Annotated in this window: 26 protein-coding genes; 12 read left to right on the plus strand and 14 right to left on the minus strand. The window is 73.0% G+C overall.

All coding sequences use genetic code 11. The features are described from left to right. Positions 1-165: 165 nt before the first annotated feature. Positions 166-780, plus strand: a complete 615-nt coding sequence (shbA, locus tag HAV39_RS11695; RefSeq protein ID WP_191839196.1) for an RNA polymerase sigma factor ShbA — start codon at positions 166-168, stop codon at positions 778-780. A 64-nt stretch (positions 781-844) separates the two neighbouring features. Further along, a complete protein-coding gene (locus tag HAV39_RS11700) occupies positions 845-1,753 on the plus strand; it encodes a hypothetical protein (protein WP_191839197.1) in 909 nt (302 codons plus the stop codon). A gap of 25 nt (positions 1,754-1,778) precedes the next feature. Here HAV39_RS11700 and HAV39_RS11705 read toward each other — a convergent pair whose 3' ends face one another. The 5 genes from HAV39_RS11705 to HAV39_RS11725 all read right to left on the minus strand — a co-directional run bounded on the left by HAV39_RS11705 (position 1,779) and on the right by HAV39_RS11725 (position 7,952). Continuing rightward, on the minus strand, positions 1,779-3,512 hold the full coding sequence (locus HAV39_RS11705; protein ID WP_191839198.1) for a lamin tail domain-containing protein: 1,734 nt from the start codon (positions 3,510-3,512) through the stop codon (positions 1,779-1,781). 91 nt (positions 3,513-3,603) lie between these two features. Then, on the minus strand, positions 3,604-4,155 hold the full coding sequence (locus tag HAV39_RS11710; RefSeq protein ID WP_203736224.1) for a DUF6939 family protein: 552 nt from the start codon (positions 4,153-4,155) through the stop codon (positions 3,604-3,606). A gap of 71 nt (positions 4,156-4,226) precedes the next feature. Continuing rightward, a complete protein-coding gene (locus tag HAV39_RS11715) occupies positions 4,227-5,030 on the minus strand; it encodes a carotenoid biosynthesis protein (protein WP_239120541.1) in 804 nt (267 codons plus the stop codon). A 277-nt stretch (positions 5,031-5,307) separates the two neighbouring features. Continuing rightward, positions 5,308-6,027 carry a GNAT family N-acetyltransferase gene (locus HAV39_RS11720; protein WP_191839200.1) on the minus strand — a complete coding sequence of 240 codons (720 nt, stop codon included), beginning with the start codon at positions 6,025-6,027 and terminating at the stop codon, positions 5,308-5,310. Between the two features lie 44 nt (positions 6,028-6,071). Beyond that, positions 6,072-7,952 (minus strand): serine/threonine-protein kinase, encoded by a 1,881-nt coding sequence (locus tag HAV39_RS11725; protein WP_191839201.1) that lies wholly within the window; start codon positions 7,950-7,952, stop codon positions 6,072-6,074. Between the two features lie 219 nt (positions 7,953-8,171). Between HAV39_RS11725 and HAV39_RS11730 the strand changes: the two genes are divergently transcribed. Next, the gene (locus HAV39_RS11730) at positions 8,172-8,438 is read left to right on the plus strand and encodes a DUF3311 domain-containing protein (RefSeq protein ID WP_191839202.1); all 267 of its coding nucleotides are present in this window, start codon (positions 8,172-8,174) and stop codon (positions 8,436-8,438) included. A gap of 2 nt (positions 8,439-8,440) precedes the next feature. Next, complete coding sequence (gene mctP, locus HAV39_RS11735; protein ID WP_191839203.1) at positions 8,441-10,084, plus strand: monocarboxylate uptake permease MctP; 1,644 nt, start codon at positions 8,441-8,443, stop codon at positions 10,082-10,084. A gap of 92 nt (positions 10,085-10,176) precedes the next feature. Here mctP and HAV39_RS11740 read toward each other — a convergent pair whose 3' ends face one another. The 3 genes from HAV39_RS11740 to HAV39_RS11750 all read right to left on the minus strand — a co-directional run bounded on the left by HAV39_RS11740 (position 10,177) and on the right by HAV39_RS11750 (position 11,684). Next, positions 10,177-10,422: a DUF2630 family protein gene (locus HAV39_RS11740; RefSeq protein ID WP_191839204.1), complete on the minus strand. Its 246-nt coding sequence runs from the start codon at positions 10,420-10,422 to the stop codon at positions 10,177-10,179. A 206-nt stretch (positions 10,423-10,628) separates the two neighbouring features. Continuing rightward, complete coding sequence (locus HAV39_RS11745; RefSeq protein WP_191839205.1) at positions 10,629-11,048, minus strand: PPOX class F420-dependent oxidoreductase; 420 nt, start codon at positions 11,046-11,048, stop codon at positions 10,629-10,631. Positions 11,049-11,114: 66 nt separating this feature from the next. Next, entirely contained in the window at positions 11,115-11,684 is a 570-nt protein-coding gene (locus HAV39_RS11750; protein ID WP_191839206.1) for an NADPH-dependent FMN reductase, read from the minus strand. Between the two features lie 86 nt (positions 11,685-11,770). Between HAV39_RS11750 and HAV39_RS11755 the strand changes: the two genes are divergently transcribed. Together HAV39_RS11755 and HAV39_RS11760 are read left to right on the plus strand one after the other, a co-directional pair. Continuing rightward, a complete protein-coding gene (locus HAV39_RS11755; RefSeq protein ID WP_191839207.1) occupies positions 11,771-12,232 on the plus strand; it encodes a MarR family winged helix-turn-helix transcriptional regulator in 462 nt (153 codons plus the stop codon). A gap of 80 nt (positions 12,233-12,312) precedes the next feature. After that, positions 12,313-12,996, plus strand: a complete 684-nt coding sequence (locus HAV39_RS11760; RefSeq protein ID WP_191839208.1) for an SDR family NAD(P)-dependent oxidoreductase — start codon at positions 12,313-12,315, stop codon at positions 12,994-12,996. 30 nt (positions 12,997-13,026) lie between these two features. Here the strand turns inward: HAV39_RS11760 and HAV39_RS11765 are convergent, their stop codons facing one another. The 3 genes from HAV39_RS11765 to HAV39_RS11775 form a co-directional block, all read right to left on the minus strand. Continuing rightward, the gene (locus tag HAV39_RS11765; protein ID WP_191839209.1) at positions 13,027-13,941 is read right to left on the minus strand and encodes a GNAT family N-acetyltransferase; all 915 of its coding nucleotides are present in this window, start codon (positions 13,939-13,941) and stop codon (positions 13,027-13,029) included. A 109-nt stretch (positions 13,942-14,050) separates the two neighbouring features. After that, positions 14,051-15,253, minus strand: a complete 1,203-nt coding sequence (locus tag HAV39_RS11770) for a CU044_5270 family protein (protein WP_191839210.1) — start codon at positions 15,251-15,253, stop codon at positions 14,051-14,053. Between the two features lie 9 nt (positions 15,254-15,262). Beyond that, on the minus strand, positions 15,263-15,808 hold the full coding sequence (locus tag HAV39_RS11775; protein WP_191839211.1) for an RNA polymerase sigma factor: 546 nt from the start codon (positions 15,806-15,808) through the stop codon (positions 15,263-15,265). A 126-nt stretch (positions 15,809-15,934) separates the two neighbouring features. Between HAV39_RS11775 and HAV39_RS11780 the strand changes: the two genes are divergently transcribed. The 3 genes from HAV39_RS11780 to HAV39_RS11790 are packed head-to-tail and all read left to right on the plus strand — an operon-like array spanning position 15,935 to position 18,620. Further along, the gene (locus HAV39_RS11780) at positions 15,935-16,471 is read left to right on the plus strand and encodes a PadR family transcriptional regulator (RefSeq protein ID WP_191839212.1); all 537 of its coding nucleotides are present in this window, start codon (positions 15,935-15,937) and stop codon (positions 16,469-16,471) included. Beyond that, complete coding sequence (locus tag HAV39_RS11785) at positions 16,468-17,163, plus strand: ABC transporter ATP-binding protein (protein WP_191839213.1); 696 nt, start codon at positions 16,468-16,470, stop codon at positions 17,161-17,163. The genes HAV39_RS11780 and HAV39_RS11785 overlap by 4 nt, the downstream gene beginning before the upstream one ends. Next, complete coding sequence (locus HAV39_RS11790; protein WP_191839214.1) at positions 17,160-18,620, plus strand: FtsX-like permease family protein; 1,461 nt, start codon at positions 17,160-17,162, stop codon at positions 18,618-18,620. The genes HAV39_RS11785 and HAV39_RS11790 overlap by 4 nt, the downstream gene beginning before the upstream one ends. Positions 18,621-18,632: 12 nt before the next feature. Here HAV39_RS11790 and HAV39_RS11795 read toward each other — a convergent pair whose 3' ends face one another. Continuing rightward, complete coding sequence (locus tag HAV39_RS11795; RefSeq protein ID WP_191839333.1) at positions 18,633-19,196, minus strand: TetR/AcrR family transcriptional regulator; 564 nt, start codon at positions 19,194-19,196, stop codon at positions 18,633-18,635. Positions 19,197-19,228: 32 nt separating this feature from the next. Beyond that, positions 19,229-20,026 carry an alpha/beta hydrolase gene (locus tag HAV39_RS11800; protein WP_191839215.1) on the minus strand — a complete coding sequence of 266 codons (798 nt, stop codon included), beginning with the start codon at positions 20,024-20,026 and terminating at the stop codon, positions 19,229-19,231. 143 nt (positions 20,027-20,169) lie between these two features. Between HAV39_RS11800 and HAV39_RS11805 the strand changes: the two genes are divergently transcribed. Then, positions 20,170-20,640, plus strand: a complete 471-nt coding sequence (locus HAV39_RS11805; protein ID WP_191839216.1) for an aminoacyl-tRNA deacylase — start codon at positions 20,170-20,172, stop codon at positions 20,638-20,640. A 110-nt stretch (positions 20,641-20,750) separates the two neighbouring features. Here the strand turns inward: HAV39_RS11805 and HAV39_RS11810 are convergent, their stop codons facing one another. Continuing rightward, positions 20,751-22,169, minus strand: coding sequence for an aminotransferase-like domain-containing protein (locus tag HAV39_RS11810; RefSeq protein ID WP_191839217.1), 1,419 nt, complete (start codon positions 22,167-22,169; stop codon positions 20,751-20,753). Here HAV39_RS11810 and HAV39_RS11815 point away from each other — a divergent pair. Together HAV39_RS11815 and HAV39_RS11820 are read left to right on the plus strand one after the other, a co-directional pair. Next, on the plus strand, positions 22,168-23,106 hold the full coding sequence (locus HAV39_RS11815) for a DMT family transporter (RefSeq protein ID WP_191839218.1): 939 nt from the start codon (positions 22,168-22,170) through the stop codon (positions 23,104-23,106). The genes HAV39_RS11810 and HAV39_RS11815 overlap by 2 nt on opposite strands. A 2-nt stretch (positions 23,107-23,108) precedes the next feature. After that, positions 23,109-23,726 carry an FMN-binding negative transcriptional regulator gene (locus HAV39_RS11820; RefSeq protein WP_191839219.1) on the plus strand — a complete coding sequence of 206 codons (618 nt, stop codon included), beginning with the start codon at positions 23,109-23,111 and terminating at the stop codon, positions 23,724-23,726. Positions 23,727-23,761: the final 35 nt, after the last annotated feature.

Here is a 23,761-nt window from a genome sequence, read left to right on the forward strand (position 1 = left end):
TCCGTAGTCCGCCCTCACATATCGCTGCCGGGGCGCGCGGTGTTACACGAGAATTTCGCGCGATCGTCCGGGCTCGGGTTTCAGTGCCCGGCCGCAGGCCGATAAGGTGCACGTACTCGTACGTGCGGCGCGGCGGTCGGGGACCCGGGAGGAGGTGTCGTCGCCTTGACCTGGTCGGAGACCGAACTCGTGGCACGCGCCTCCCGGGGCGAGGCCGACGCCACCGCCACCCTGCTGGCCGACGTGCGCCCCGGCGTGATCCGCTACTGCCGCGCCCGGCTCGGGCCGGTCGGCGGCGCGTACACCACCGCCGACGACGTCGCCCAGGACGTCTGCATCGCGCTGCTGCAGGCACTGCCCCGCTACCGGCAGCAGGGCGTGCCGTTCTCCGCCTTCGTGTACGGCATCTCCGCCCGCAAGGTCGCCGACGCCCAGCGCGCCGCGATGCGGCACCTGACGGCCGCCGTGCCGTCGCAGCGCGCCGAGGCCGACCCGATCGAGCAGCCCGACGACACCCCCGGGCCCGAGCAGCAGGCCCTGGAGAACGACCAGGCCCGCCGCCTCGCCCGCCTGCTCAGCCTGCTCCCCGACCCGCAACGCGAGATCATCGTGCTGCGGGTCGCGGTCGGCCTCACCGCCGACGAGGTCGGGGTCTCCCTCAACATGTCGGCCGGAGCCGTCCGCGTCGCCCAGTCCCGGGCCTTGGCCCGGCTGCGCGCGCTCGCCGGCGACCTGCGCGAGGACGCGGCGCAGCCGGCCCTGGAGAGGAGGCCTGCATGAGCGAGCACCGCGAGCGAATCAGCGGGCTCGGCGATGCCGCCGACGAGCGAAGCGAGGAGGTGGCATGAGCACGCTCGATCGCGACGACGCGCTGCTGGACGGGCTCGGACTCGGCGGAGCCGCCCATGCCGACGACCCGCTCGCCGGGATGCTGGCCGCCTGGCGCACCGACCTCGCCGAGCCGCCGTTCGCGCCGACCCTTGACCTCGACATCGCCGCGCAGGCCGCCCTGGCCGACCCGATCGACCTGGACGAGGAAGCCCACGAGGAGCCCGCGGCGGCCGTGCTGCGCCCCGCCGCCGGTCGACCGGTCGCCTCATCCGCCCCGGACCACGTGATCACCGCAGGCGAGCCCGCGACGGGACGGCGCGACGCACGGAGATCGTCGCGGCCACCCGGTCGCGGCGGCACCGCACGACCTGTGCGCGGCGGCCGGCTGCGTCCGGGACGGTTGCTGCTCGCCGCCGCGCTGCTCGTGGCTGTCCTCGGCGGCGGAGTCGTCGTCGGGGCCGGGGCCGGGCAGCCCGGCACCCCGCTGTGGCCGGTCACGCAGCTCGTGTACGCCGCGCGTGCCGACTCTCGTGTCGCCGCGCAGGAGACGGAGGAACTGCTGGCCCGGGCCGACCGTGCCCTGCAGGAGCGGCGGCACGACGACGCCGAACAGCTGCTCCGCCAGGCCTGGGACCACCTCGGCCAGGTGCGCGAAAAGTCGGACCACCAGCGGCTGCGCACGGAGCTGATGCGCCTGCTGGCCGCCTTCGCCGCGGTCACCGCGCAGCCGAGCGCGTCGCCGACGCCCGGCAGCTCGCCGCGTCCGGCGGGCGGCACGACCGCACCGACCTCGGCACCGACCGGAGCGCCGACGCCCAGCCCCACGCCGGGTGCCGGCGGCCTCCTGCCGGGCCTGCCGCCGCTGCTGCCCTCGCTCCCGCCGATCCTGCCGTCGCTGCTGCCGGACCTGCCGCTGCTGTGACGCGCCTGCGGTCGGATGCCCTGGGTCAGGGGCAGCTCAGGACCCCGTCGAGCGGATCGGAGCTGCACAGGTCGAAGCCGGGTCCGCCGTCTGCGTTGTCGTTGCCGGACACCTCGTCATCGATCTTGATGAGGTCCCTGCCCGCCTCGCCGTACACCACGTCGTTGCCGGTCCCGCCGCTGAGCAGGTCGTTTCCGGGGCCGCCGTAGATGATGTCGTTGCCGCCCCTGCCGTTGATGATGTCGTTGCCTTCGAGGCCGCAGATGACGTCGTCGTTGAGGGTGCCCTCGATGATGTCGGTGCGCGCGGTGCCGGTGATGGTGCACACCGAACCGGTTGAGCCGACGCCTGTGGTCACGGTGTGGAGGTTGTTCCCGGCGACCGGGTCCGGCGTGTCGGCGGTGATGCGGCTGCTGTTGGAGATCAAGCCGGTGGCCGTCGGGTCGACCTTCACCACCAGCGTGAACACCGCGGTCTCCCCGGAGGCGACGGCGGCCTTGGTCGCGGTCACCTCGCCGGTTCCGCCGACCACCGGCACCGTGCCGAGCGACCAGCCCGCCGCGGGGGTGAAGGACACGAACGTCGTACCCACCGGGATCTCGTCGCGCAGCACCACGGACTGCGCGGCGTCGGGACCGCTGTTGCCGACCGAGATCGTGTAGGTCAGGTCCGCTCCCGGGGCCACCGGGTCCGGTGCGTCGGTCTTCGTGACGGCCAGGTTCGCCGACGGCGGCTGCCCCACCGTGGTCGTCGTCGTGGCGCTGTTGTCGCCGCCGTTCGGGTCGGTCGTGGTGCTGCTCGCGGTGGCGGTGTTCGTGATCTGGCCGGTCACCGCCGGGTCGACGAACACGGTGACGGTGAACGTGGTCTGCGCGCCGTCGGCGAGGGTGGCCGTGGTCGCGGTCACCGTTCCCCCGCTGCCGACGCCCGGCGTGTCCAGCACCCAGCCGAGGGCGGAAGCGGTGGCCGACACGAACGTGGTGCCGGTCGGCAGGGTGTCGGTCACCTTCACGGCCTGCGCGTCGCCGGGACCGTTGTTGGTCACCGTGACGGCGTAGGTGATCTGCTGCCCCGCCGTGACCGGGTCCGGTGAGTCGTTCTTGGTAATCGCGAGGTCTGCCACGCCGACGACCGGCGGGCTGTTGCGCGGGGTGGGCTCGCCGGCCGTGAAGTCGGCGCTGCTGTCGTCGGTGTCGGAGGCCCCGGCGTCGTCACGCAGCGCGGCAGTGGTGTTGCTCAGGGTGGGCGCGCGCCCGGCGCCCTCGTAGGACGACGCCGCGGTGCCATAGCCGACGAAGTCGCGTACCTCGGCGAGCGCGGCGCAGCCGGTGTCGCAGGTGAGCGCGGCCAGGCTGGTGACCAGGGCGACCTTGCCCGCGGTGGAGCTCATCGGGATGACGTCGGTGGCGTTGGGGGTGGGCAGTGGCTTCGTGCCACCGGCACCCGCCGCCTGCCCGACGAGGTAGTACGTGCCGGGCAGGACGACCCCGGCCAGCGGTGTGGTCCGCCAGCTGCTGCCGCCGACGCTGGCGTACTGGACCGACCACCCGGTCACGTCGACCGCCGCGTCGCCACGGTTGAACAGCTCGATGTAGTCGTTGGTGTAGGTCGCGCCGACGTTGCCGCCGCCGCCGTAGACCTGGCTGATCACGATGTCGGGCGAGGCGGCCAGCGCGGGCACGGGCAGGAACAGTCCCGCGACCCCCGCCGACAGGCTGACCACGGCGGTCGACGCCATCCTGCGGACCCACTGACGCATGCGTACCTCCTCGAGCCCCGGACCGGGGACCTCCTGCTCCTGTCCGATCAACTGGGCATGCCCGAGATGGTTACTTAATGCAATCAGTCGACTACCGAGGGCCAGTCGCCGAGCAGATACCGACGCAGCAGCGCGGCGTGTGACAGCGGGTGCGCAGGTCGGCCGGGTCCCCGTTGAGCGTGTAGTCCAGCAGCACCACCGGGCCGCGTTCGGCCAGTTCACGCAACCGCGCCACCTCAGGCGCGCCCGCACCCTCCAGCACCTGCCGGTACGTCGGCAGGTAGATCTCGCGGCGCGCCTGCTCGTAGCCGAGCAGGACCGTCCCGTGCAGACCGCGCCGGTGGCCGAGCGGCGGCCCGCACGCCACCGCGGTGCGTTTGAGGCCGCGCATCGCGGTCACGGCCAGCTTGGCCGGGTCCACATCGGCGTGCATGAACACCTTGAGCGCCTGCCAGACGCCCTCGACGGACTGACTGGTCACACCGGGTGTGAACGGCACCGGGATGCCGCCGTGCGGGTAGAACGGGCTCAACCGCACCCACGGCTGCGGCCCGCGCGAGGTCACGTCGACCACGACCGCCCCCGGAAAGGCCGCCTCGATCGACGCCGCGGCACGCCGCCTGCTCACCACTCGCACGTCCATGACGCCTCCCCACGCGCCGACCGTCACCGCATGATGCCAATCCGGTACGACACGCGGACCGCTCGAGCAGATCAGGCTGCGCGGGTGTCACCGCGGGCGATCTTCGCCAGGGCGAGGAGGGCGACGGTGATGACGCTGAAGATGCTGATCGTCATCATCGTCTCGTTGAGCGCGGCGAGATCCCAGGTTGCCCCGGCGGCATCGACGACGGTGCCGGGATCCGTGGTGACGAACGTCGAGATCGAGGCCAGCCCGGTCCCCAGGTAGAACAGCACAGGCTGCAGGAGTGATCCGGGCCTGACGGCGGCACCGGGCTTCCCGGCCCGGGTCTGGGGGCGGGCGAGCAGCAGCGCGAAGATCTGGAAGAAGAGGTAGGTGACCAGCCACCAGCCGAGGTAGTTGGTGTACGGAACACCGAAGACACCGCCGCCGTCCTCCCAGATCCAGACATGGTTGACGGTGGAAGCCTGCGAGTCGACCGACACGTCGAACATGGTCATCACGGCGGCCGATAGGGCCGGCAACGCGAAGGTGTTGAACCGCCCGGTGCGTTCACGCCAGTTCAGCCTCTCGTCGGCACGGTCCAGCAGCGTGGACGCGGTCAGCCAGCTGATGTAGCCCAGGCCGAAGTAGATGGGGCCGATCTCGATCGGGACGTGGAACAGCTTGACGCTGCCCGTGTAGTGGTAGTCACCGAACGGGAACCCGGTCATGATGCTGAGGTTCTCGAAGAAGTTGCTGACCACGTAGCTCACGACGAAGAACGTCAGGAACCGCCGCCAGCCGTAGCGGCGGATCCCGTGGATCGCCGCGAACGGGATCGTCAGCAGCAGCAGGCCGACCACGGTGGCGGCGCCGGGTCCGGCGAACGGCATCACCAGAGCCACCGTCAGACCGGCGGCAACCAGCCCCCACTGGGTGACGGCGATGGCGCGGCCACGGTCATCGGGCTGTGGCGCGGGCGGTCCTTGAACCGGAGATCGGGCTGGCCGGGCCGGCGCGCCTCCGGCACCATCAGCGATGAGCTGGGTGTTCTCAGCCATGGCCTCTCCTCCGTCGGCAAAGGTGCGGCCTCAAGACACCGCGCATCCCGCGCTGTGTGACGTTCGGTGAGTCAGGTCACCCCGACGGGCATCGGCGGCTGCCTACCGCTCAGACCTCGGTGACCGTCAGCACTCGGGCGTTCGGGGCGAGGTCGCCGATCTCGGCGCGCAGCTTGGCGCGGTCCGGGTCGGCCAGGTAGTCGTCGAGTCCGGTGCGTGAGGCGAACGAGATCACGTGCACCTCCGCCTCCGCGCCGCGCAGCCGCTGCTCCAGCAGGCCGCCGTGGCGGGGCAGCAGGGCCAGCACGTCGTCCTCATACCGCTGCACGGTCTCCTCGTGACCGGCCGGATAGTCGACGACCGCCACCAGGCGCAGCCGCGGCGCGACCGCCGGCCCGTCGAGCCGCTTCCAGAAATGCACGTCGGAGGCGTCCCCCGGGTAGCCCTCGGTGCGGCCGGATGCGACGTACCCGTGGCGGCGGTAGAACTCCGGCGCCTGGAACGAGAACGACGAGACGCTGATCCGGTCGCAGCCGCGGGCACGGGCCTCGTCCTCGGCGGCGGCCAGCAGCCGGCCGCCCCAGCCGTCGCGGCGGTGGTCGGCGCGCACCCACACCATCGAGATCCCGGCGCTGCCGCCCCAGGTCCAGCCGGTGAGCCCGGCGATCACCGTGCCGTCCGGGCCGGTCACCCGCACCGACAGCGAGCGCTCCTCGTACACGCCGACGGCGGCGTTGTTAAACGCGGTCAGCTCCCGGTCCAGCAGCGCGGTGAGTTCCTCGTCCTTCTCCCCCACCAGCAGCAGCGCGGACGTGTATGCCTCGGTCATGTGCGGAGTATGCCCACCTCGAAGATCACCGGGCAAACCGGTTCTCACACCGGGTTGGGCTCGAAGCTGGCCGTGATCAGGGCGAACTCGTCGAGGTTGTCCTGCCACTGGGACTCCGGCGTCGACCAGTAGATGGCGTGGGCCTGCTTCGGCCCGGTCACGAACCCACGATTGATCACGTGAATCCGCCCGGAGTTGCCGCGGTAGGTGAACTCCCAGTCCGCACAGGCGATGAAGTAGTCGACCTTGACGATGTGCACCTTGCGGTAGTCGTTCCAGTCGCCCGCGGCGACGCGGCGGGCCTCCTGGCGCGTCCAGTCCGCGACCGGGTCCTTCTTCGGGCTGTCGGACTGGTCGATGAGCAGCAGCCGGCCGCCGTCGGGCTCCTCGAAGCGCACGATGGTGCCCTTGCGGACGACCCGCCAGGTGCGCGGCACGGCGACCGCGAACCCGGTGCGGTCGCGATACATGTGCCAACCGTCGGGTAGCACGAGGCCGCTCGGCGACGGCGAGGGCAGCCCGCTCGGCGACGCGTCCGCCGACGGGCTCGCGGATGCCGTCGGCGAACCACCTGCTGCGACGTTGCCACGCGGCTTGCCGCCCAGGCGCGGCACGATCACGACCGCGAGCACCGCCAGCACGACGGCAGCTACCGCAACCAGGGTCATCGCACGGCCCTTGCGGGAACGCGCGACCAGCGCGCCGTCCGATGCGGCCGGCACCGGTGCGGCGCCGACAGCCCGATCCTCCGAGTCGCTTCCGGTCCGCTGCACGGGCGCGACGGAGGCGCCCTTCGGCTTGCCCCCGGCGGCGGCCCCGGACGCCGGCGCGGCAGCCGGTGCCGTGCCCAGCCCTGGCGCCGACGCCACGAGACCGCCGCCGGCAGCGGTGGTCTGCCTCGCCTCGGCGACGGGCTTCGCGTCGACGGCTTGCTTCGGCTCGGCGGGGCGCTGCGGGTCGGGCAGGGTCCGGGCGGGCCGCTCGACGTCGGGCACAGCGGCAGCGGCGGCAGCCCGTGCGGGTGGTGCCGGAGGCGTGGTCTTCCGCCGTTGGCTCGGGACGGCCCCGGGGCGTACGCCACCGAGGAAGCCCGCGGCTCCGCGGCGGCCGACGGCCACCCGCAGCAGCACCTGCTCGGCCTCGGCCGCGGTCATGCGCAGGCGCGGATCCTTGCGCAGCAGTCCTGCCAGCAGCGGCTTGAGCGGCCCGGCCAGACGCGCCGGGGCCGGCTCCTCGGTGGCCAGCGCGGCGAGCGTGGCCATGGCGTTCGGCCGGGCGTACGGCGACTGCCCCTCGACCGCGGCATAGAGCGTCGCGCCCAGCGACCACAGGTCGGCGGCGGGTCCGACCTCGCCGCCCTCGACGCGCTCCGGGGAGATGTACGACGGCGAGCCGAGGATCAGGCCGGTGCGCGTCACGGCGGGGTCGCCGGGCAGCGTGGCCAGGCCGAAGTCGGTGAGCACGACGCGGCCGTCCTCGCCGAGCATGACGTTGCCGGGCTTGACGTCGCGGTGCAGCATGCCCGCGCCGTGCGCCGCCCGCAACGCGGCCAGCACGCCCAGCCCGATGTCGGCGACCTTGGCGGGAGCGAGCCTGCCCTCCTGGACCATCAGCGCCGCGAGGGACCTGCCCGACAGGTACTCCATCACGATCCACGGCCGACCGTCGACGGTGACGACGTCGAAGATGCGCACCACGTTGGGGTGGCTGAGCCGGGCGATGGCGCGGGCCTCCCGCAGCGAGCGGGCGTTCATCTCGGCGCGTTCGTCCTCGGTGAGCCCGGCCGGGGGCACGACCTCCTTGACCGCGACGTCGCGGTGCAGCGTCTCGTCGCGGGCCAGCCAGACCATGCCCATCCCGCCCTGGCCGAGAGGTTCGAGCAACCGGTACCGGTCAGCGAGGACACGTGGTGGCACAGCGGGCATTCGAGGACCCTACCCAACAGTGCCGCGCCCTACACCACGCAGGTGACGCGAGTGTGATCCAGATCCAGTGGACCCTTCAGGCGTACGCCACCAACCGTTCGGCGCACCGAACACGCCGTTCGGCGCGTGTCAGGGCGACGAACGGCAAGTCACCTGGCCGGGCCTGCGTATCCTCCCTCGCACCGTTGATCCGTCCCTTCGTGCGAGGAGGCACGTGCCATGGGTGAACCCGCACCCGACCGGCGACCCGGCGATCGCGATCACAGTCCCTGGAACTGGCTGCTGATCGTTCCGATCGTACTGCCGCTGATCACGACCTTCTACAACTCGTCCAGTCCCGACCTGCTCGGCTTCCCGCGCTTCTACTGGCAGCAGCTGGCATACATCCTGGTCGGTGTGTCCACCACGACGCTGGTCTACCGGATGACCAAGCGCCGCGCCGGTGGACCCCGGATCCCCGCCAGCCGCAGCAGCAGGGAGGGCTGACCATGTGGCGTGACCATCTCACCGAGATCATCGTGTTCGCGGTGCTGTTCGTCGGCGTCAGCGCGCTCGGCTTCGTGGCCGCCAAGTGGCGGCGGCCCGACACCATGGAACACCTCGACGAATGGGGCCTGGGCGGGCGCAACTTCGGCTCGTGGATCACCTGGTTCCTCGTCGGCGGCGACCTCTACACCGCGTACACCTTCGTCGCCGTGCCCGCGCTCGTCTTCGGCGCCGGGGCGATGGGCTTCTTCGCGGTGCCGTACACCGTGATCATCTACCCGCTGTTCTTCCTGGTCCTGGTGCGGCTGTGGTCAGTCTCGCACCGCCACGGCCTGGTCACCCCCGCCGACTTCGTGCGCACCCGGTTCGGCTCGCCGACGCTGGCGCTGCTCGTCGCGATCACCGGCATCGTCGCCACGATGCCCTACATCGCGCTGCAGCTCGTCGGCATCGAAGCGGTGCTCAAGACGATGGGCGTCACCGGCGAGTCCACCATCGCCCGGCACGCGCCGATCATCATCGCGTTCGCGATCCTCGCCGCGTACACCTACCAGTCCGGGCTGCGCGCCCCCGCGCTGATCGCGTTCGTCAAGGACACGCTGATCTACATCGTGATCCTGGTCGCGGTGTTCTGGCTGCCGTCGCAGCTCGGCGGCTGGGGCGCGATCTTCGACGCGGCGCAGGCCAAATACGACGCCAGCCCCGCGGCCAGTGACGGGCTGCTGCTGAACGCCAACAACCAGCTGCAGTACATCACGCTGGCCTTCGGCTCGGCGCTGGCGCTGTTCCTCTACCCGCACTCGGTCACCGGCGTGCTCGCCTCCCGCAACCGCGACGTGATCAAGCGCAACATGTCCGCGCTGCCCGCGTACTCGCTGCTGCTGGGCCTGCTCGCGATGCTCGGCTTCGCCGCGATCGCCGCCGGCGTCAAGCCGCTGCCCGGGGCGAACCCCGGCTCGGTGGACACCAACACCATCGTGCCGGTGCTGTTCGACAAGCAGTTCCCGGACTGGTTCGCGGGCGTCGCCTTCGCCGCGATCGGCATCGGCGCGCTGGTCCCCGCCGCGATCATGTCGATCGCCGCGGCCAACCTGTTCACCCGCAACATCTACAAGGAGTACCTCAACCGCGAGGCCAGCCCCGCCCAGGAGGCCAAGGTCAGCAAGGTCGCCTCGCTGGTGGTCAAGGTCGGCGCGCTGCTCTGCATCGTGCTGCTGGACCCGCAGTTCTCCATCGACCTGCAGCTCATCGGCGGCGTGATCATCCTGCAGACGCTGCCCTCGGTGGCATTGGGCCTGTTCACCCGCTGGTTCCACAAGGGCGCGCTGATCGCCGGCTGGGCGGCCGGCATGGGCCTGGGCATGTGGATGCTGTACCAGATCGCCAACCCGGCGACCGGCCGGATGCACTTCGCCGGCTCGGCGTTCCCGCTGGAGAAGTTCGGCTTCGACACCAAGGCGACCATCTACGTCGGGTTCGTCGCGGTGCTGGTCAACCTCGTCGTGGCGGCGCTGGCGACGCTGGTGCTGCGGGCCGGCAAGGTCACCGACGGGCCCGACGGGACCGCCCACGACGACTACTTCGTCGACGAGGACTCGCCCCGGCGTGGCACCGACTCCGAAGGGGAGCCGGTGGCCGTCGCCTGAGCAGTGCCCGGCCGCCGCGGGCATCGTACGCGGCGGCCGGGCACGGCCAAGGGTGGGCGCGGAGGTCCCCCGCGCCCACCCTCACCTCGCCTCTACTGCAGGTAGCCCTCGACCTGCTTGACGTCGCCGGCCTTCGCGTCGTCCGGGTTCTCCCCCGCGTCCTTGAGCGCACGGCGCCGGCGCAGCAGGTCCCAGCACTGGTCGAGCGTCTCCTCCAGCGACCGCAGCCGGGCGGACTCGGTCTCGGGGTCGATCGCCCCCTGCACGCGCTTGGTCCGCAGGTCGTGCTCCTCGGCGACCAGCGAGTCGATCCGCGCGAAGATCTGCTTCTCGTCCATACCCCCCAGCCTGGCACGCCTCGGGCGACCGCGCCCGGCGATCCGGCGCGTCGAGCGGGGTCCCAGGCCCCCATTTGCCATAGACGCTGGCCTATCCCGTCGAGTTTGATCTACGAATTTTCGACCAGATAGGCCAGCGTCTATCATTAGCGGGGTGTCCGGGCGCCGCGGGCCGCGGTTCGGCGGGGTGGGCGGGGTGGGGCGGGTCAGCCGAGCCAGCCGTAGAGGCGGTCGACGTGGATGCGGACGACCAGACGGGCGTCGGCGACCATCACGGCGCGGTACTCGGTCCAGTCGGGGTGCTCGCCGCGGATGTCCCGGTACAGCCCGACCAGTTCCTCCACGGCCGCGTCGTACGGGTCGGCCGCGGTGGCGGACAGCTCCGCGAGCCCTTCGGCGACCGCGTACGTGCCGCCGCCCGGGGTGGTCACGTAGAAACTGGCCCGGGGGTCGCGGCGCAGGTTGCGCACCTTGGCCCGGCCGGAAGTGCTGGAGAACCGGATCACGCCGCCGGTGGCGAGGTAGTCGACGTTGGACAGCTGGGGTCGCCCGTCGCGCTTGACGGTGGCCAGCACACCCCGGCCGCTGCGCCCGATGACCTGCCACAGCCGGTCCTGCTCGCTCATGCCCGCACCTCGTTCCGCGTGGGCGGTGTCGGCCGCCCGATCAGTTCCGCCATGGCCCGGCCCCGGTCAGGCCGCGACACGGGCGGCGGTCATCAGCTCGGCCATCAGCCGCAACTCGTCCAGCATGCCCTGGGCGGCGGCGGCCATGGCCGGGTTCGGCACGAACGTGCCTTCGGCGTCGACGACCTGGCGCAGGTGGATGTTGACCGACTCGGCCAGCGGCACCATGCGCAGCGCGCCGAGCACCGGCTTGAGCTGCTCGACCGCACGCATGCCGGCCGACGACATGCCGTAGCTGACGAAGCCGGCGGGCTTGTGGTGCCACTCGCGGTACAGGTAGTCCAGCGCGTTCTTCAGGGGCGCGCTGTAGCCGCGGTTGTACTCCGGCGTCACGAACACGAACGCGTCGGCGGCGGCGGTGGTCTCGCTCCAGCGCCGGGTGTGCTCGTGGGCGTACGGCCCGCCGTCCACCGGCTGGCCGGGCTCGTCGTGGAACGGCAGGTCGAGCTCGGCGAGATCGACCACGCGCACGTCGAAGCCGCCGTGGGCGGCCGCGACGCCGGCGAACCAGTCGCCGATGACGTGGCCGATCCGGCCGGGGCGGGTCGAGGCGACGACGACGTTGAGGCGGGGCATGTCGGGCTCCTGACGTTCGTTTGTTGACGTGTCACCAAGCTAGCCGCAGTGTTGGTGACATGTCAACAAGAGGGTATGGTGACCCTGTGACCGAACCCCGCTGGCTGGACGAGAAGCAGGCCCGCGCCTGGCGCGGCTACCGGCGCATGCGCGCCCTGCTCGACCTGCAGATCACCCGCGACCTGGCCGCGGACAGCGGGCTGTCCGACGCCGACTACGACGTGCTGTCCAACCTGTCGGAGGCCTCCCCGCACCGGCTGCGTCTCACCGAACTGGCCACGACGATGCTCTGGTCCAAGAGCCGGCTGTCGCACCACCTGACCCGCATGCAGCAACGCGGCCTGGTCGACCGGGAGGAGTGCGCGGGCGACGCCCGGGGTTCGATCATCGTGCTCACCGAGGCCGGGCTGCGGGCCATCGAGGAGGCGGCCCCGCACCACGTCGCCTCGGTACGCCGCCACATGATCGATCTGCTCACCGACGAGGAGATCGCCGCCCTCGACGCGCTCACCCACCGCGTCGTCGCCCACCTGACCGACACCGCCTGACCGCGAGGCGCCCTTCCTTCGATCGGCGTGCTCTAACCTGGACCGGCGAGTCGGGTGTGAGGCGTGAGGATGGGCGAGGTATGGGCGGGACGGCGCTGGTCACGGGCGGCACGGGTGGGTTGGGGTCGGCGGTGACGGCGACGTTGCTGGAACGCGGGTGGCGCGTGGTCGTGCCGTGGCACGACGAGCGGGAGCTGGCGCGGCTGCCCACCGGGGCCGACGGGCTCGTGCTGGTGCGGGCGGACCTGACCGACGCCGCCGCGGTGGGCGCGTGTGCGGCGCAGGCGGCAGCCGATCCGGACCGGCCGCTGCGGGCCGTGGTGAACCTGGTGGGCGGGTTCGCGATGGGCAAGCGGGTGCACGAGACGCCCGTCGAGGAGTTCGAGCGGCTGCTGCGACTGAACCTGCGCCCGTCGTATCTGGTCTGCCAGGCGACGCTGCCGCACCTGGTCGGGGCGGGCGGCGGCGCGGTGGTGCTGGTGTCGAGCCAATCCGTGCGCAAGCCGTTCAGCGGCGCGGCCGGTTACCTGACCGCGAAGACCGCCGTGCTGGGCCTGGCCGGGGCACTGCACGCCGAGTACGCCAAGGACGGCGTGCGCGTCAACACGATCCTGCCCGGCGTCATCGACACCCCCGCCAACCGGGCCGACATGCCCGACTCCGACCGCAAGGGCTGGACGGCCCCCGCCGACATCGCCGACACCATCGCCTACCTGTGCTCCGACGCCTCCCGGGCGGTACGCAACTCCCAGCTCGACGTCTGACCGCATGGCGGGAACCGCGATGTAGCCGCGCTAGCCCAGGTCCGGGTGGGGCAGGTAGCGGTCCAGCGCCAGCGGATCGGCGCCGCTGGACAGGAAGACGTCCATGTCGGCGATGGTGAACCCCGCCTCCAGCAGCACGGGCAGCAGCGGGTTCGGCCCGAACAGGCACAGCGTCGCGGTGCCCGCCGCGCGGTGCCGGGCCAGCGCCACGAGCACGGCGTCGGCGCAGTGCCGGGTGGTCTGCCCACCGGCCGGGCCGACCTGCACCCCGTCGCGGGTGTCCCGCACCATGGCGTAGCCGGTGCCGGTGTGCACCGTGGTCACCCCGGGCAGTGCGGCGTACCAGCCCAGGTCGGCGTCCCGGTGGCCGCCCGAGGCGTCCGCGTCCAGCGCCGCCACGGCGGCTCGGTCCCAGGACTCGTCGCCCCGGTCAGCGGACGCGGCGGACCGGTCTCGCGGCCCGACACTCCGATCCGCCGGAGCAGCAGCCCGGCCCTGCTCAACGGCGGCCCAGCCCGGCCCGGGGGTCGAGGCGGCCGCCATGGCGGGCAGGGCCGAGAGCGGGCCGCGCAGGTAGAGCAGCGGGCAGATGGGGCGCATGCCCTGGCGGATGTAGAGGGCCACAGCGCGGGGGTCCGACGAGGCGAACGTGACCCGCGGCGCGTCCACGGGCAGCGGCCTGGTCAGCAGGGTGCGGCCCAGGCCGGAGGACTGGTGTCCGGGCAGCACGAACAGGTCTGCCAGGTGGGTCAGCCCGCCGCGGGCGAACGTCGCGCCGAAGCCGGCGACGTCACCGTCGGCGAGACCGACCGTCAGGCGGCCGTTGTCGAGTTCGCGGTCTAGGTAGTCGGGGCGGTGCGGCCACTGCCCGAGGTTGCCGAACCGCCGCGCGACGGCGCGTACCCCGGCGAGATCGTCCGGGCCCGCCTGCCGCACGGTGTACACGCAGCGCAGCGTAACCGACCGCAGGCCGCCGGCTGGGCTCGACAACCCTCGCGAGCTGCGCGGACACGGGTGGCGGCGACGGTCTGCACCGTCGCCGCCACCCGTGCCGTCAGCGGTCGCCGGTCGCCGGGACGTCCTCGTCGGTGAACTCGGCGCGCGCGATCAGATCGTAGAACCGCAGCTTCGGGGTCTTCCCGGGCTTCGCGCCCGAGCCCAGATCCCAGACTTCCTCGGCCAGGGCCTGTCCGGTCGCCGGGTCGATGATCAGCCGGGTCTGGTACCAGCGGCCCCCGTCATCGCGGCGGACGAACGCGACCGCCTGGCCCACGCGGCCCTGCTGGTCGGTGACCTCACCGAGGGACTGCGTCCCCTTGATCTCGGCCAGCACCCGGTATGCGGCGGCCCGCACCTCCGGCGGCGCCGGCAGATACGCGACGAGATCCTTGGCCGCCTGGAACAGCGAGTGGTTACCGGGCACCTCGATCCCACCGGCCTGGATCATGCCGCCCAGCTGGCGGGCCAGCTTCCGCGGATCCGTCGACAGCGCCGCCAGCTGTGCCACGGTGTACGCCCTGCCCCCCAGGTAGTACTGGATCGCGCCCGGCACATCCGGCCGCGAGCCGGTGTTCGGCCGCCGCATCCAGGGACCGGCGGCCGCGCCGATGACGACCGGGTCCGTTCCCGGCGACGAGGGCGGCACGGTCCACTGGGTCGGACTGCCGTCGGCCTCCCAGGCGGCCCGGTCGGCGTCCGTGGCCGGCCCCGCGCCCGCGTCGCGCTGGATCAAAAGGAAGCTCGGGTCGACCGGGCCGGTGGCGTTCCACTCCTCCATGATCCGCCGATCGTTGATCGTGTACCGCCGGCCGGGCGGGCCGACCTCGACGGGGTTGCCATTGACCTTCCGGACCACCCAGTAGCGGCCGCTTCCCGCCGGGTGCGCGGCGCTCTGCTCCGCCGCTGCCAGCAGCATCTGCCGAGCGGTCAGCGGCGTCGCGGCGCGGGTCGGGCTCGGCACGGCGCTGGCCTGCGGCGACGCGGAGCCGGTCGTGGGCGCCAGGCCGTTGGTGTGCGGCACCGGATCGCTCGTGGTGCTGCTCAGGAAGACCGCTCCGGCCGCGGCGACCGCGACCGCGGGCAGCGCCCCGGCCAGCAGCAGGCGGCGGGCCGGGCGGGCAGGCGTCGCGCGGACCGCCCCGTTTCGGCTCGGCGGGGCCGCGATCACGCCGTCCAGCACCCGCTGCCCCGCTTCGCTGCGGGCCCAGCCGGGCGCGGTGCGCGGCCGGGCGGCCCGCACCAGTTCGTCGATGTCCATGCTCTCTCCTCACACAGCCAGCGGGTCGGCGACGGTCGGCCGGACGTCCGCCTCGGCCTTGGTGATCAGCAGGTATGCCGCCCGGAAGCGGTTGCGTGCCCGGTGCAGCCGCACCAGGTACGTCGGCCGGGACACGCCCAGCACCCGGGCCGCCTCGGCCGGGCTCAGGTCGAACCACGACGCGGTGACCAGGACCTCCCGGTCCCGCTCGGTCAGCGCGTCGAGGGCGCGGCGCACCTGGTCGCGCAGGGCGACGTCGTCGGCGAGCCGGTCCGGCCCGTCCTCGGGCACGGCCAGGGTGGCCAGCCGTTCCCGCAGGTCCGCCGACGCCGCCCCGTGACGGCGTCGGGCCAGCACCACGTTGCGGGCGACGCCGAACAGCCAGGCCCGCTCCTGCCCGGCCCGGACCCGGCCCAGCGAGCGCCAGGCGACCAGGAACACCTCCCCGACCACGTCGGACGCCTCCTGGTGTCCGACGCGCCAGGCCGCGTACGCGTGGATGTCGTCGGCATGTCGGCGGAACAGTTCCGCCAGCCGATCTTCGGGTTCTCCCATGGGCACCTCCGTTACCACTCTGTCGACGGGTACTTGTCGGTCCGGGCGCACCCGATTACAGGCCCGCCGATTCTGGTCGACGGAGTCTCTTGACGTCGACTATTCACTCGGTGAATAGTTACCGCCATGACAGCGTCCTATGTGCTCCTGGGGCTGCTGGCGCGGGGGCCGAGACACGGCTACGAGCTCAAACACGCCTATGACCAGCGACTGCCCCGCGCCAAGCCGCTCGCGTTCGGACAGGTCTACAGCACGCTGGGCCGGCTCGAACGCGACGGCCTGGTCACCCAGGCCGGGCAGGACCAGGCAGGCGGGCCGGAGCGCACCGCGTTCGCCATCACCGACGACGGCCGCGCCGCGCTGGAGGCGTGGCTCGCCGAGATCGAGGCGCCCGCGCCGTACGTCGCCGCCGCCCTGCTCAGCAAGGTCGTCGTCGCGCTGCTCGTCGCCGACCCCGCCCGCGCCACCGCATACCTCAGCGCCCAGCAGCAGGCACACACCAGCCGGATGCGCGAACTGACCCGGCTCAAGTCCGAACAGGACCTCACCGTGGGCGACCTCATCGCCGTGGACTACGCCCTCACCCACCTCGACGCCGACCTGCGCTGGCTGCAGACCGCGCTGCACCGCGTCGCCGATCTGCACCGGGAGGTGCAATCATGAGCCCGATCCTGACCGCCCGTGACCTGACCAAAACCTACGGCGTCCAGCCCGCCCTGCGCGGGGTCGACCTCGACCTGCACGAAGGCGAGATCGTCGCCGTACGCGGCCGCAGCGGCTGCGGCAAGTCCACCCTGCTGCACTGCTTGTCGGGCATCCTCGCGCCCGACAGCGGCGAAGTCCGCTTCCGGGGCGACCGCATCGACGACACCGCGGAGCCCTACCGCAGCGAGTTGCGGCGTACGCAGTTCGGCGTGCTGCTGCAGCACGGGCACCTGATATCGGAGCTCACCTCCGCCGAGAACGTCGCACTGCCGCTGATGCTCGGCGGCGGCTCGCGCCGCGCGGCGATGGCCGCGGCGGCCACCTGGCTGGCTCGGCTCGGCGTCGCGGAGGCCGCCGAGCAGGTCCCCGGCCGCCTCTCCGGCGGGCAGTTGCAGCGGGTCGCGCTGGCCCGCGCCATGGTCACCCAACCCGTCGTGCTGTTCGCCGACGAGCCCACCGGAGCTCTCGACTCCCTGGCCGGCGAGCTGGTGATGAAGCTGCTCACCCGGGTCGCCCGGGAGCAGGGCACGGCCGTCGTGGTGGTCACCCACGACGCGACCGTCGCCGCGTACGCCGAGCGTGAGCTGGTGCTGCGTGACGGCGAGGTCGACCCGACCGGGCTGGGCGTCGCGATCGGAGTGCCCGCATGAGGCCGTCGGTGCTGCTGCGGCTGGCGCTGGCCGGTACGCGCACCGACCGGCTCCGGGTCGTGCTGACCGTGCTCACCGCCGCGCTGGCCGCGACGGTGCTGCTGGTCGCGGCGACGGTGCTGGCGATCGACGCGGCCCAGCCGCAGTACCAGGTGCTCCTGCTCAACCACCTGGACCTGCGGCAGATGACCGGGGCGATCCTGGCGGTGGTGTGCATGCCGGTGCTCGCACTGGCGGCGCAGGCGGGGCGCATCGGCGCACCCGGCCGGGCCCGGCGGCTCGCCGCATTACGCCTGGCCGGAGCCTCGCCGCGGCAGGTCACGACGATCACCGCAGCGGAGACCGGGGTCGCCTCGGCGCTGGGCGGTGTCATCGGCCTGGCCGTCTACCTGGCCTCCCGGGTCGCGTTGCACCGGCAGGACAACGACCGCCTATGGCTGCCGACCGACGTCCTGCCGTCACCGGGGGTGCTCGCGCTCATCGTGCTCGGCCTGCCGGTGGCCGCCGCGCTGGTCGCCGCAGTGCTGCTGCGCCGGGTCCACGAGTCACCCCTGGACGTGGCCCGGGCGGTCGAGCCCGCTCGGCCCAAGCCTTGGCCGCTGGTACTCATCGTGGCGGGCCTCGCAGCCTATGTGTGTGTCGGCGTGAGTTTCGGCGGATCGTGGCCGGAACCGGCCCCGCTGTTCGCCGGCGGCATCGCGGCCGCTGCCGGGCTGGTCTTCAGCATGGCGTGGCTCAGCGATCGCGGTGGCCGGCTGCTGCACCGGCTCGGGCAGGGACCCGCCGCACTGCTGGCCGCCCGACGGCTGCAGGCCGATCCGTGGACCGGCAGCCGGACCGTCGGTGTGCTCGTGGTCTGCGCCTGGGTGGCCGGGGCGGCGGGTGCCTTGCGCGCCTTCGCCCAGGCGAAGCTCGCGGCGGAGGGCGAGCCGCAATCGTGGGTCCACGAGTTCACCGGCAACGTGATCATCGTGCCCAATGCGAGCGACGACTTCTTCAACAGCACCGTGAAACTGGTTGATGTGGCGGTCGGCGGTGCGGCGCTCATCGCGGCGGCGGGCGTGCTGCTCGGGCTGCTGGAGGCCGTCGCGGCCAGGCGGCGTGTGTTCGCCTCGCTCACCGCGACCGGCGTGAGCCGCGGGGTGCTGGTGCGGGCCGTGCTGTGGCAGGCGCTGGTCCCGGTCGCGGTGACGCTGCCCGGTGCCGTCGTGCTCGGCGCGGCCATGGCGTGGCTGGCCCTGCCCGACATCACGGAGGGGAAGGTGACGATGTGCATACCCGCGGATTGTTCGGATGGGATGGTGTCCGAGCCTGTCGGCTCGATCGCCTGGTTCGCGGACTGGACCGAGGTGGCGGCCGTCAGCGGTGCCGGGCTGATCGTCGTGGCGTTGCTGGCCGTGGTGGCCGGGGCGACGCTGCGGGCCCGCACCGACTTGGAGGCCTTGCGCGTCGGCTGAAGGGCCTGCACGTCACGGGCGCGGCATGAACGCACCCACCGCGGCCCGCAGGTTGTCGCGGGCTGCCTCCGGAGCACCGAGGTAGCCCGCGACCATCGCCCCGTCGCGCAGCATGACCAGGGTGTCCGCGCCGCGCTGCGGGTCGGCGTACGCCATGGCGGTCAGCAGCTGGACCAGCGCGGCCCGGAACCAGGCGCGGTGCGCGACCACGGCCCGGTGCACGGGATGGGACGGATCGGGGAACTCGGCGGCGGCGTTGATGAACGGGCAGCCCCGGAAGCCGGGTGCGCAGATCTCCTCGCCGATGCCCTCGACGAGCAGACCCAGCAGTTGGTACGGGTCGGGCGTGTGCGCCAGGGCGGCGTCGAGGCGGGCGCGGATCGCCGCGTCGGCGTGCTCGACGTACGCGCGGACCAGGTCGTCCTTGCCGGGGAAGTGGCGGTAGAAGGTGGCGCGGGTGACCTGCGCGCGCTCGATCACCCGGTCCACGCCGACCGCGTGGATGCCCTCGGCGTAGAAGACCTGCGCCGCGGCCGCGAGCAGGCGCTCGCGGGCCGCGGAAGGCCGTACGGTCATGTCGGTCACCCGATCAGGGTAGGGACCTCGGCTCAGCGCGCGTTGCGCACGGCCCAGGTCAGCGCGTAGTCGGCCACCTGCTGCCAGCCGTCCTGCCCGACCGTGTAGTGGCTACGGCCGGGGAACTCCTGGTATTCGGTGATCGCGGACGAGTGCCGGTACAGGCGGTGGTTGGCCCGGTTCACCGAGGCGGGCACGATGTGGTCGGCCCCGCCCGCGACGAACAGCAGCGGCGCGCGGTCGTCGCGGCGCACGTCGACGGCCAGCGGCGACTTCGCGTCGAGGTTGGCGAACGCGCCCTGGAACAGCGCCCGCGCGGCGGCGGGCACGTGGTAGCGGTCGTACACCTCGCGGGACTGCGCGGCGGTGAGCGTGTTGGTGAACGCGTAGTGGAACTGCTCGGGCGTGAGCGGCACGGCCTTGTTGCGGTTGGCCGGGTTGCCCAGCACCGGCGAGGCGGCCTTGAGCTGCGTGAACGGCAGCCGGTAGACGCCCTTGACCTGGCCGGAGTTGATGGCGACGCCCGCCGCGCCCAGGCCCCGGCCGAGCAGGATCTGCGTCAGCGCGCCGCCGAACGAGTGGCCCATGATGATCGGCCGCGTGCCCAGGTCGGCGATGATCCGCTCGTAGTGGTCGGCCACCTCGCCGACACCGAGGCCGGCCAGCGGCGACGGGTCCCGGCGCAGTGCCTCGACGCCGCCCTCCAGGCCGGGCCAGGACGGGGCGAGCACCCGGTAGCCCGCCTTCGTGTAGTGCTCGACCCAGTGCTCCCAGCTCAGCGGGGTCATCCACAGTCCGTGGATCAGCACGATCGTGTCGGGGGCGGTCATGGCCGGCCAACTCCTCGTCTAGTAGACAGAACGTTCTATCTAGAAGGGAACTTACGCCTGACGCGGCTCGCCTTCAAGAGGAGGGAGAACGCTCGTTCTATGAGCTGGGTCACAGTGGCGGCACGCGGGATAGGGTGCGAGACATGACCGGTACGGCACTCGACGCGCTCGCCTCCGCAGGACTCGACCACCGCGTGATCCGGCACGGACCGGTGCGCAGCCTCGCCGAGGCCGCCGCCGCCCGCGGGGTGGAGATCCCCGACGTGGTCAAGACCATCGTGGTCCGGCGCGGGGACGACGATTTCCTGTTCGTGCTGGTCCCGGGCGATCGGGTGATCTCGTGGCCGAAGCTGCGGGCGCTGCTCGGCGTGTCCCGGCTGTCCATGCCGGACGCGAGCGAGGCCAAGGCCGCCACCGGGTACGAGCGCGGGACGATCACGCCATACGGGTCGCTCAAGCCGTGGCCGGTGATCGCCGACGAGCGGCTGCGCGGACGGGAGATCACGCTGGGCGCGGGCGAGCACGGGGTGGCCGTCGCGGTCGACGCCGACGCGTCGGTGGCCGGGCTGTCCGGCACGTTCGCCGACGTCACCGACCCGGAACCGATTAAGTGACCCCTGGCGGCCCGCCCGATCCGGGGCCGCGCTCCCGGGCGCGCTTTCGATAGACGCTGGCCTATTACATCGAGTTTGATCTACGAATACTCGACGTAATAGGCCAGCGTCTATGAGAGGTGGATGGTCGGGGCGCGTCCGTGCCCCAGGGCGCGGGCGAGGCGGGTGACGGCTTCGTCGTGGTGGGCGGGTGGGGCGGCGGCGAAGGTGAGGCGCAGGTGGGGGGCCGGGGGTTCGGCGGCGTACCAGGGGCGGCCGGGGAAGACGATGACGCCTTCGGCCGCCGCGGCGGTGGCCAGGGCGACGTCGTCGGTGCCGTCGGGTAGCGGGGCCCATAGGTGCAGGCCGCCGCGCGGGACGGCGTGCGGGACCAGTTCGGGCAGGTGGCGGCGCAGGGCCGCGAGCAGGGCTTCGCGGCGTTCGCGCAGGGCCGTGCGCAGGGCGCGGCGGTGGCGGGTCCAGGCCGGGGACGTGACGAAGTCCAGGGCGGCCAGTTGCATGGGGCCGGCCACGAAGAAGTCGTCGAGCAGGCGTGCCGCCCGCAGGCGCGCACCGGCCGGGCCGCGCGCGCCGATGGCGGCCACGCGCAGGCCGGGAGCGGCCGATTTGGTCAGTGAGCGCAGGTAGACGACGTGGCCGTCGGGGTCGTCGGCGGCCAGGGGCGGCGGGGCCTCGCCGTCGATGGTGAGGTCGCGGGCGTAGTCGTCCTCCAGCAGGAACGCCCCGGCGGCGCGGACCGCCTCGGTGACCTCGGCGCGACGATGTCCGGCCAGGGTCGCGCCGTGCGGGTTGGCGTACAGCGGCTGGCAGTAGAACAGCCGCGCGCCCGTGCGGGCGAACGCGGCGGCGAGCTGGTCGGGGCGTACGCCGTCGGCGTCGGCGGGCACCGGCACCACCCGCAGCCCGGCGGTCCGCGCCGCGGCCAGCGCGCCGAGGTAGGTGGGCGACTCGACGAGCACGGTGTCGCCGGGGCCGGTGAGCGCGCGCAGCGCGGTGGCCAGGCCGGCCTGGCCGCCGGGGCAGATCACCATGTCGTCGGCGCGCAGCCCGGCCCCGGCCTCGCGGGCGAACCAGGCGCGCAGGTCCTCGCGTCCCTCGACAGGTCCGCGCTGCCACGACGCGGGCTGGCGGGCGGCGCGGGTCAGCGCGGCCCCGAGCGCGGCCGCGGGCTGCAGGTCGGGGTCGAGGTATCCGCCGGACAGCGGGATCGCGCCCGGTGGCGGTAACGCCATCAGCGCCTGCATCTCGTCGTCGCCGGGCGGGCGCATGCCGAGCGCGACGGTCTGCCAGGACAGGTCGGGCACGCCGGGGTCGTCGGGCGGGACGGCCACGAAGGTGCCCTTGCCGGGCCGCGCCTCGATGACGCCCTGCGCCGCCAGCTGCCGGATCGCCTCGGCGACGGTGACCGGTGAGGCCTGGTGCCGGGCGGTCAGCTCGCGCACCGAAGGCAGCCGCGCGCCGGGAGCCGCGACGGCGGCGAGCCCGCGCAGATCTTGGATAACGCGGGCCACTGCGTTACCGTTACTCATGACGGACAAGAGTAGCGCTACTGTGCCCCGCACGGTAACAGCGGACCGGGTGACGGGGCTGGCCCTGGGCGCGGTGGGGGTGCTGGCGTTCAGCCTGTCGCTGCCGCTGACCCGGATCGCCGTGCAGCAGCTCGACCCCTGGTTCGTCGCCTTCGGCCGGGCCGTCGGCGCGGCCCTGCTGGCCTTCGCGTACCTGCGGCTCACCCGCGCTCCCCGGCCCACCGCGGCGCAGTGGCGGCGGCTGGCCGTCGTCGCCGCGGGTGTGGTGGTCGGCTTCCCGATGTTCACCTCACTGGCGCTGACCACGCAGACCTCGGCACACGGGGCGGTCGTCGTCGCGGTGCTGCCCGCGATGACCGCGGTCTTCGCGGTGCTGCGCGCCGGCGAGCGGCCGTCGCCCGCGTTCTGGGCCGCCGCCGCGGCGGGGCTGCTGGCGGTGCTGACCTTCCTGGTCACCAGCGGCGGGGTCGGCGGCACGCTGACCGTCGCGGACCTGTTCCTGCTGGCCGCCGTCGTGCTGTGCGGGCTCGGCTACGCCGAGGGCGGCGCGCTGTCGCGGGAGCTGGGCGGCGCCCGCACCATCTGCTGGGCGCTGCTGGTCGCGCTGCCGGTCACCGTGCCCGTCACCGCCGCCGCGGCGCTGGCCGACCCGCCGCACGCCGACACCACCGCCTGGGCCGCGTTCGGCTACCTCACCGCGGTCTCCATGTTCCTGGGCTTCTTCGCCTGGTACGCGGGCCTGGCCAGAGGCGGCATCGCCCAGGTCGGCCAGATCCAGCTCGCCCAGCCCGTGCTCACCCTGGCCTGGTCGGCCCTGCTGCTGAGTGAGACCGTGACTCCGGCCTCGATCTCGGCCGCGCTGGTGGTGCTCGGCTGCGTCGTGCTGATCCAGCGCACCCGCGCGAGCGCGCCCGCACCCGCCGTCGGAAAGGTCTGACCGTGTACACACCCGCCCACTTCGCCGCCGACGAGACCGCCGTCCGCGAGCTGCTGACCGAGCACGGTGCCGCCGATCTGGTCACCGCCACCGCGGACGGCCTCGTCGCGACGACACTGCCGTTCGTGTACGACCCGGACACCGGCCCGCACGGCGCGCTGCTCGGCCACCTGGCCCGCAACAACGACCAGTGGCGCCGCCCCGCGCTCGGCGAGGCCCTGGCCATCCTGCGCGGCCCCGACGCCTACGTCTCCCCCTCCTGGTACGCCACCAAGGCCGAGCACGGCCGCGTCGTGCCGACCTGGAACTACGCCGTCGTGCACGCGTACGGCGAGCTGGTCGTGCACGACGACCCGGCCTGGACCGGGGCGCTGGTGCGCCGGCTGACCGACAAGCACGAGGGCCGCCGCCCGGCGCCGTGGTCGGTCGACGACGCCCCGGCGGCGTTCGTCAGCGGGCAGCTGCGCGCGATCGTCGGCGTGGAGCTGCGCATCTCGCGCCTGGAAGCCAAGTGGAAGCTCAGCCAGAACCGCTCGGCGGCCGATGTGGACGGTGTCGTGGCCGGTCTGCACGCCGACGGCGCGCACGCCGCCGCCGACGCCGTCGAACGCGCCCGCTGACCGCTCGTCGAGCACTGCCGCCGGGGTCCGGCACG

It is taken from the genome of Catellatospora chokoriensis (genome assembly GCF_011297315.1).
GTDB lineage: Bacteria > Actinomycetota > Actinomycetes > Mycobacteriales > Micromonosporaceae > Catellatospora > Catellatospora citrea.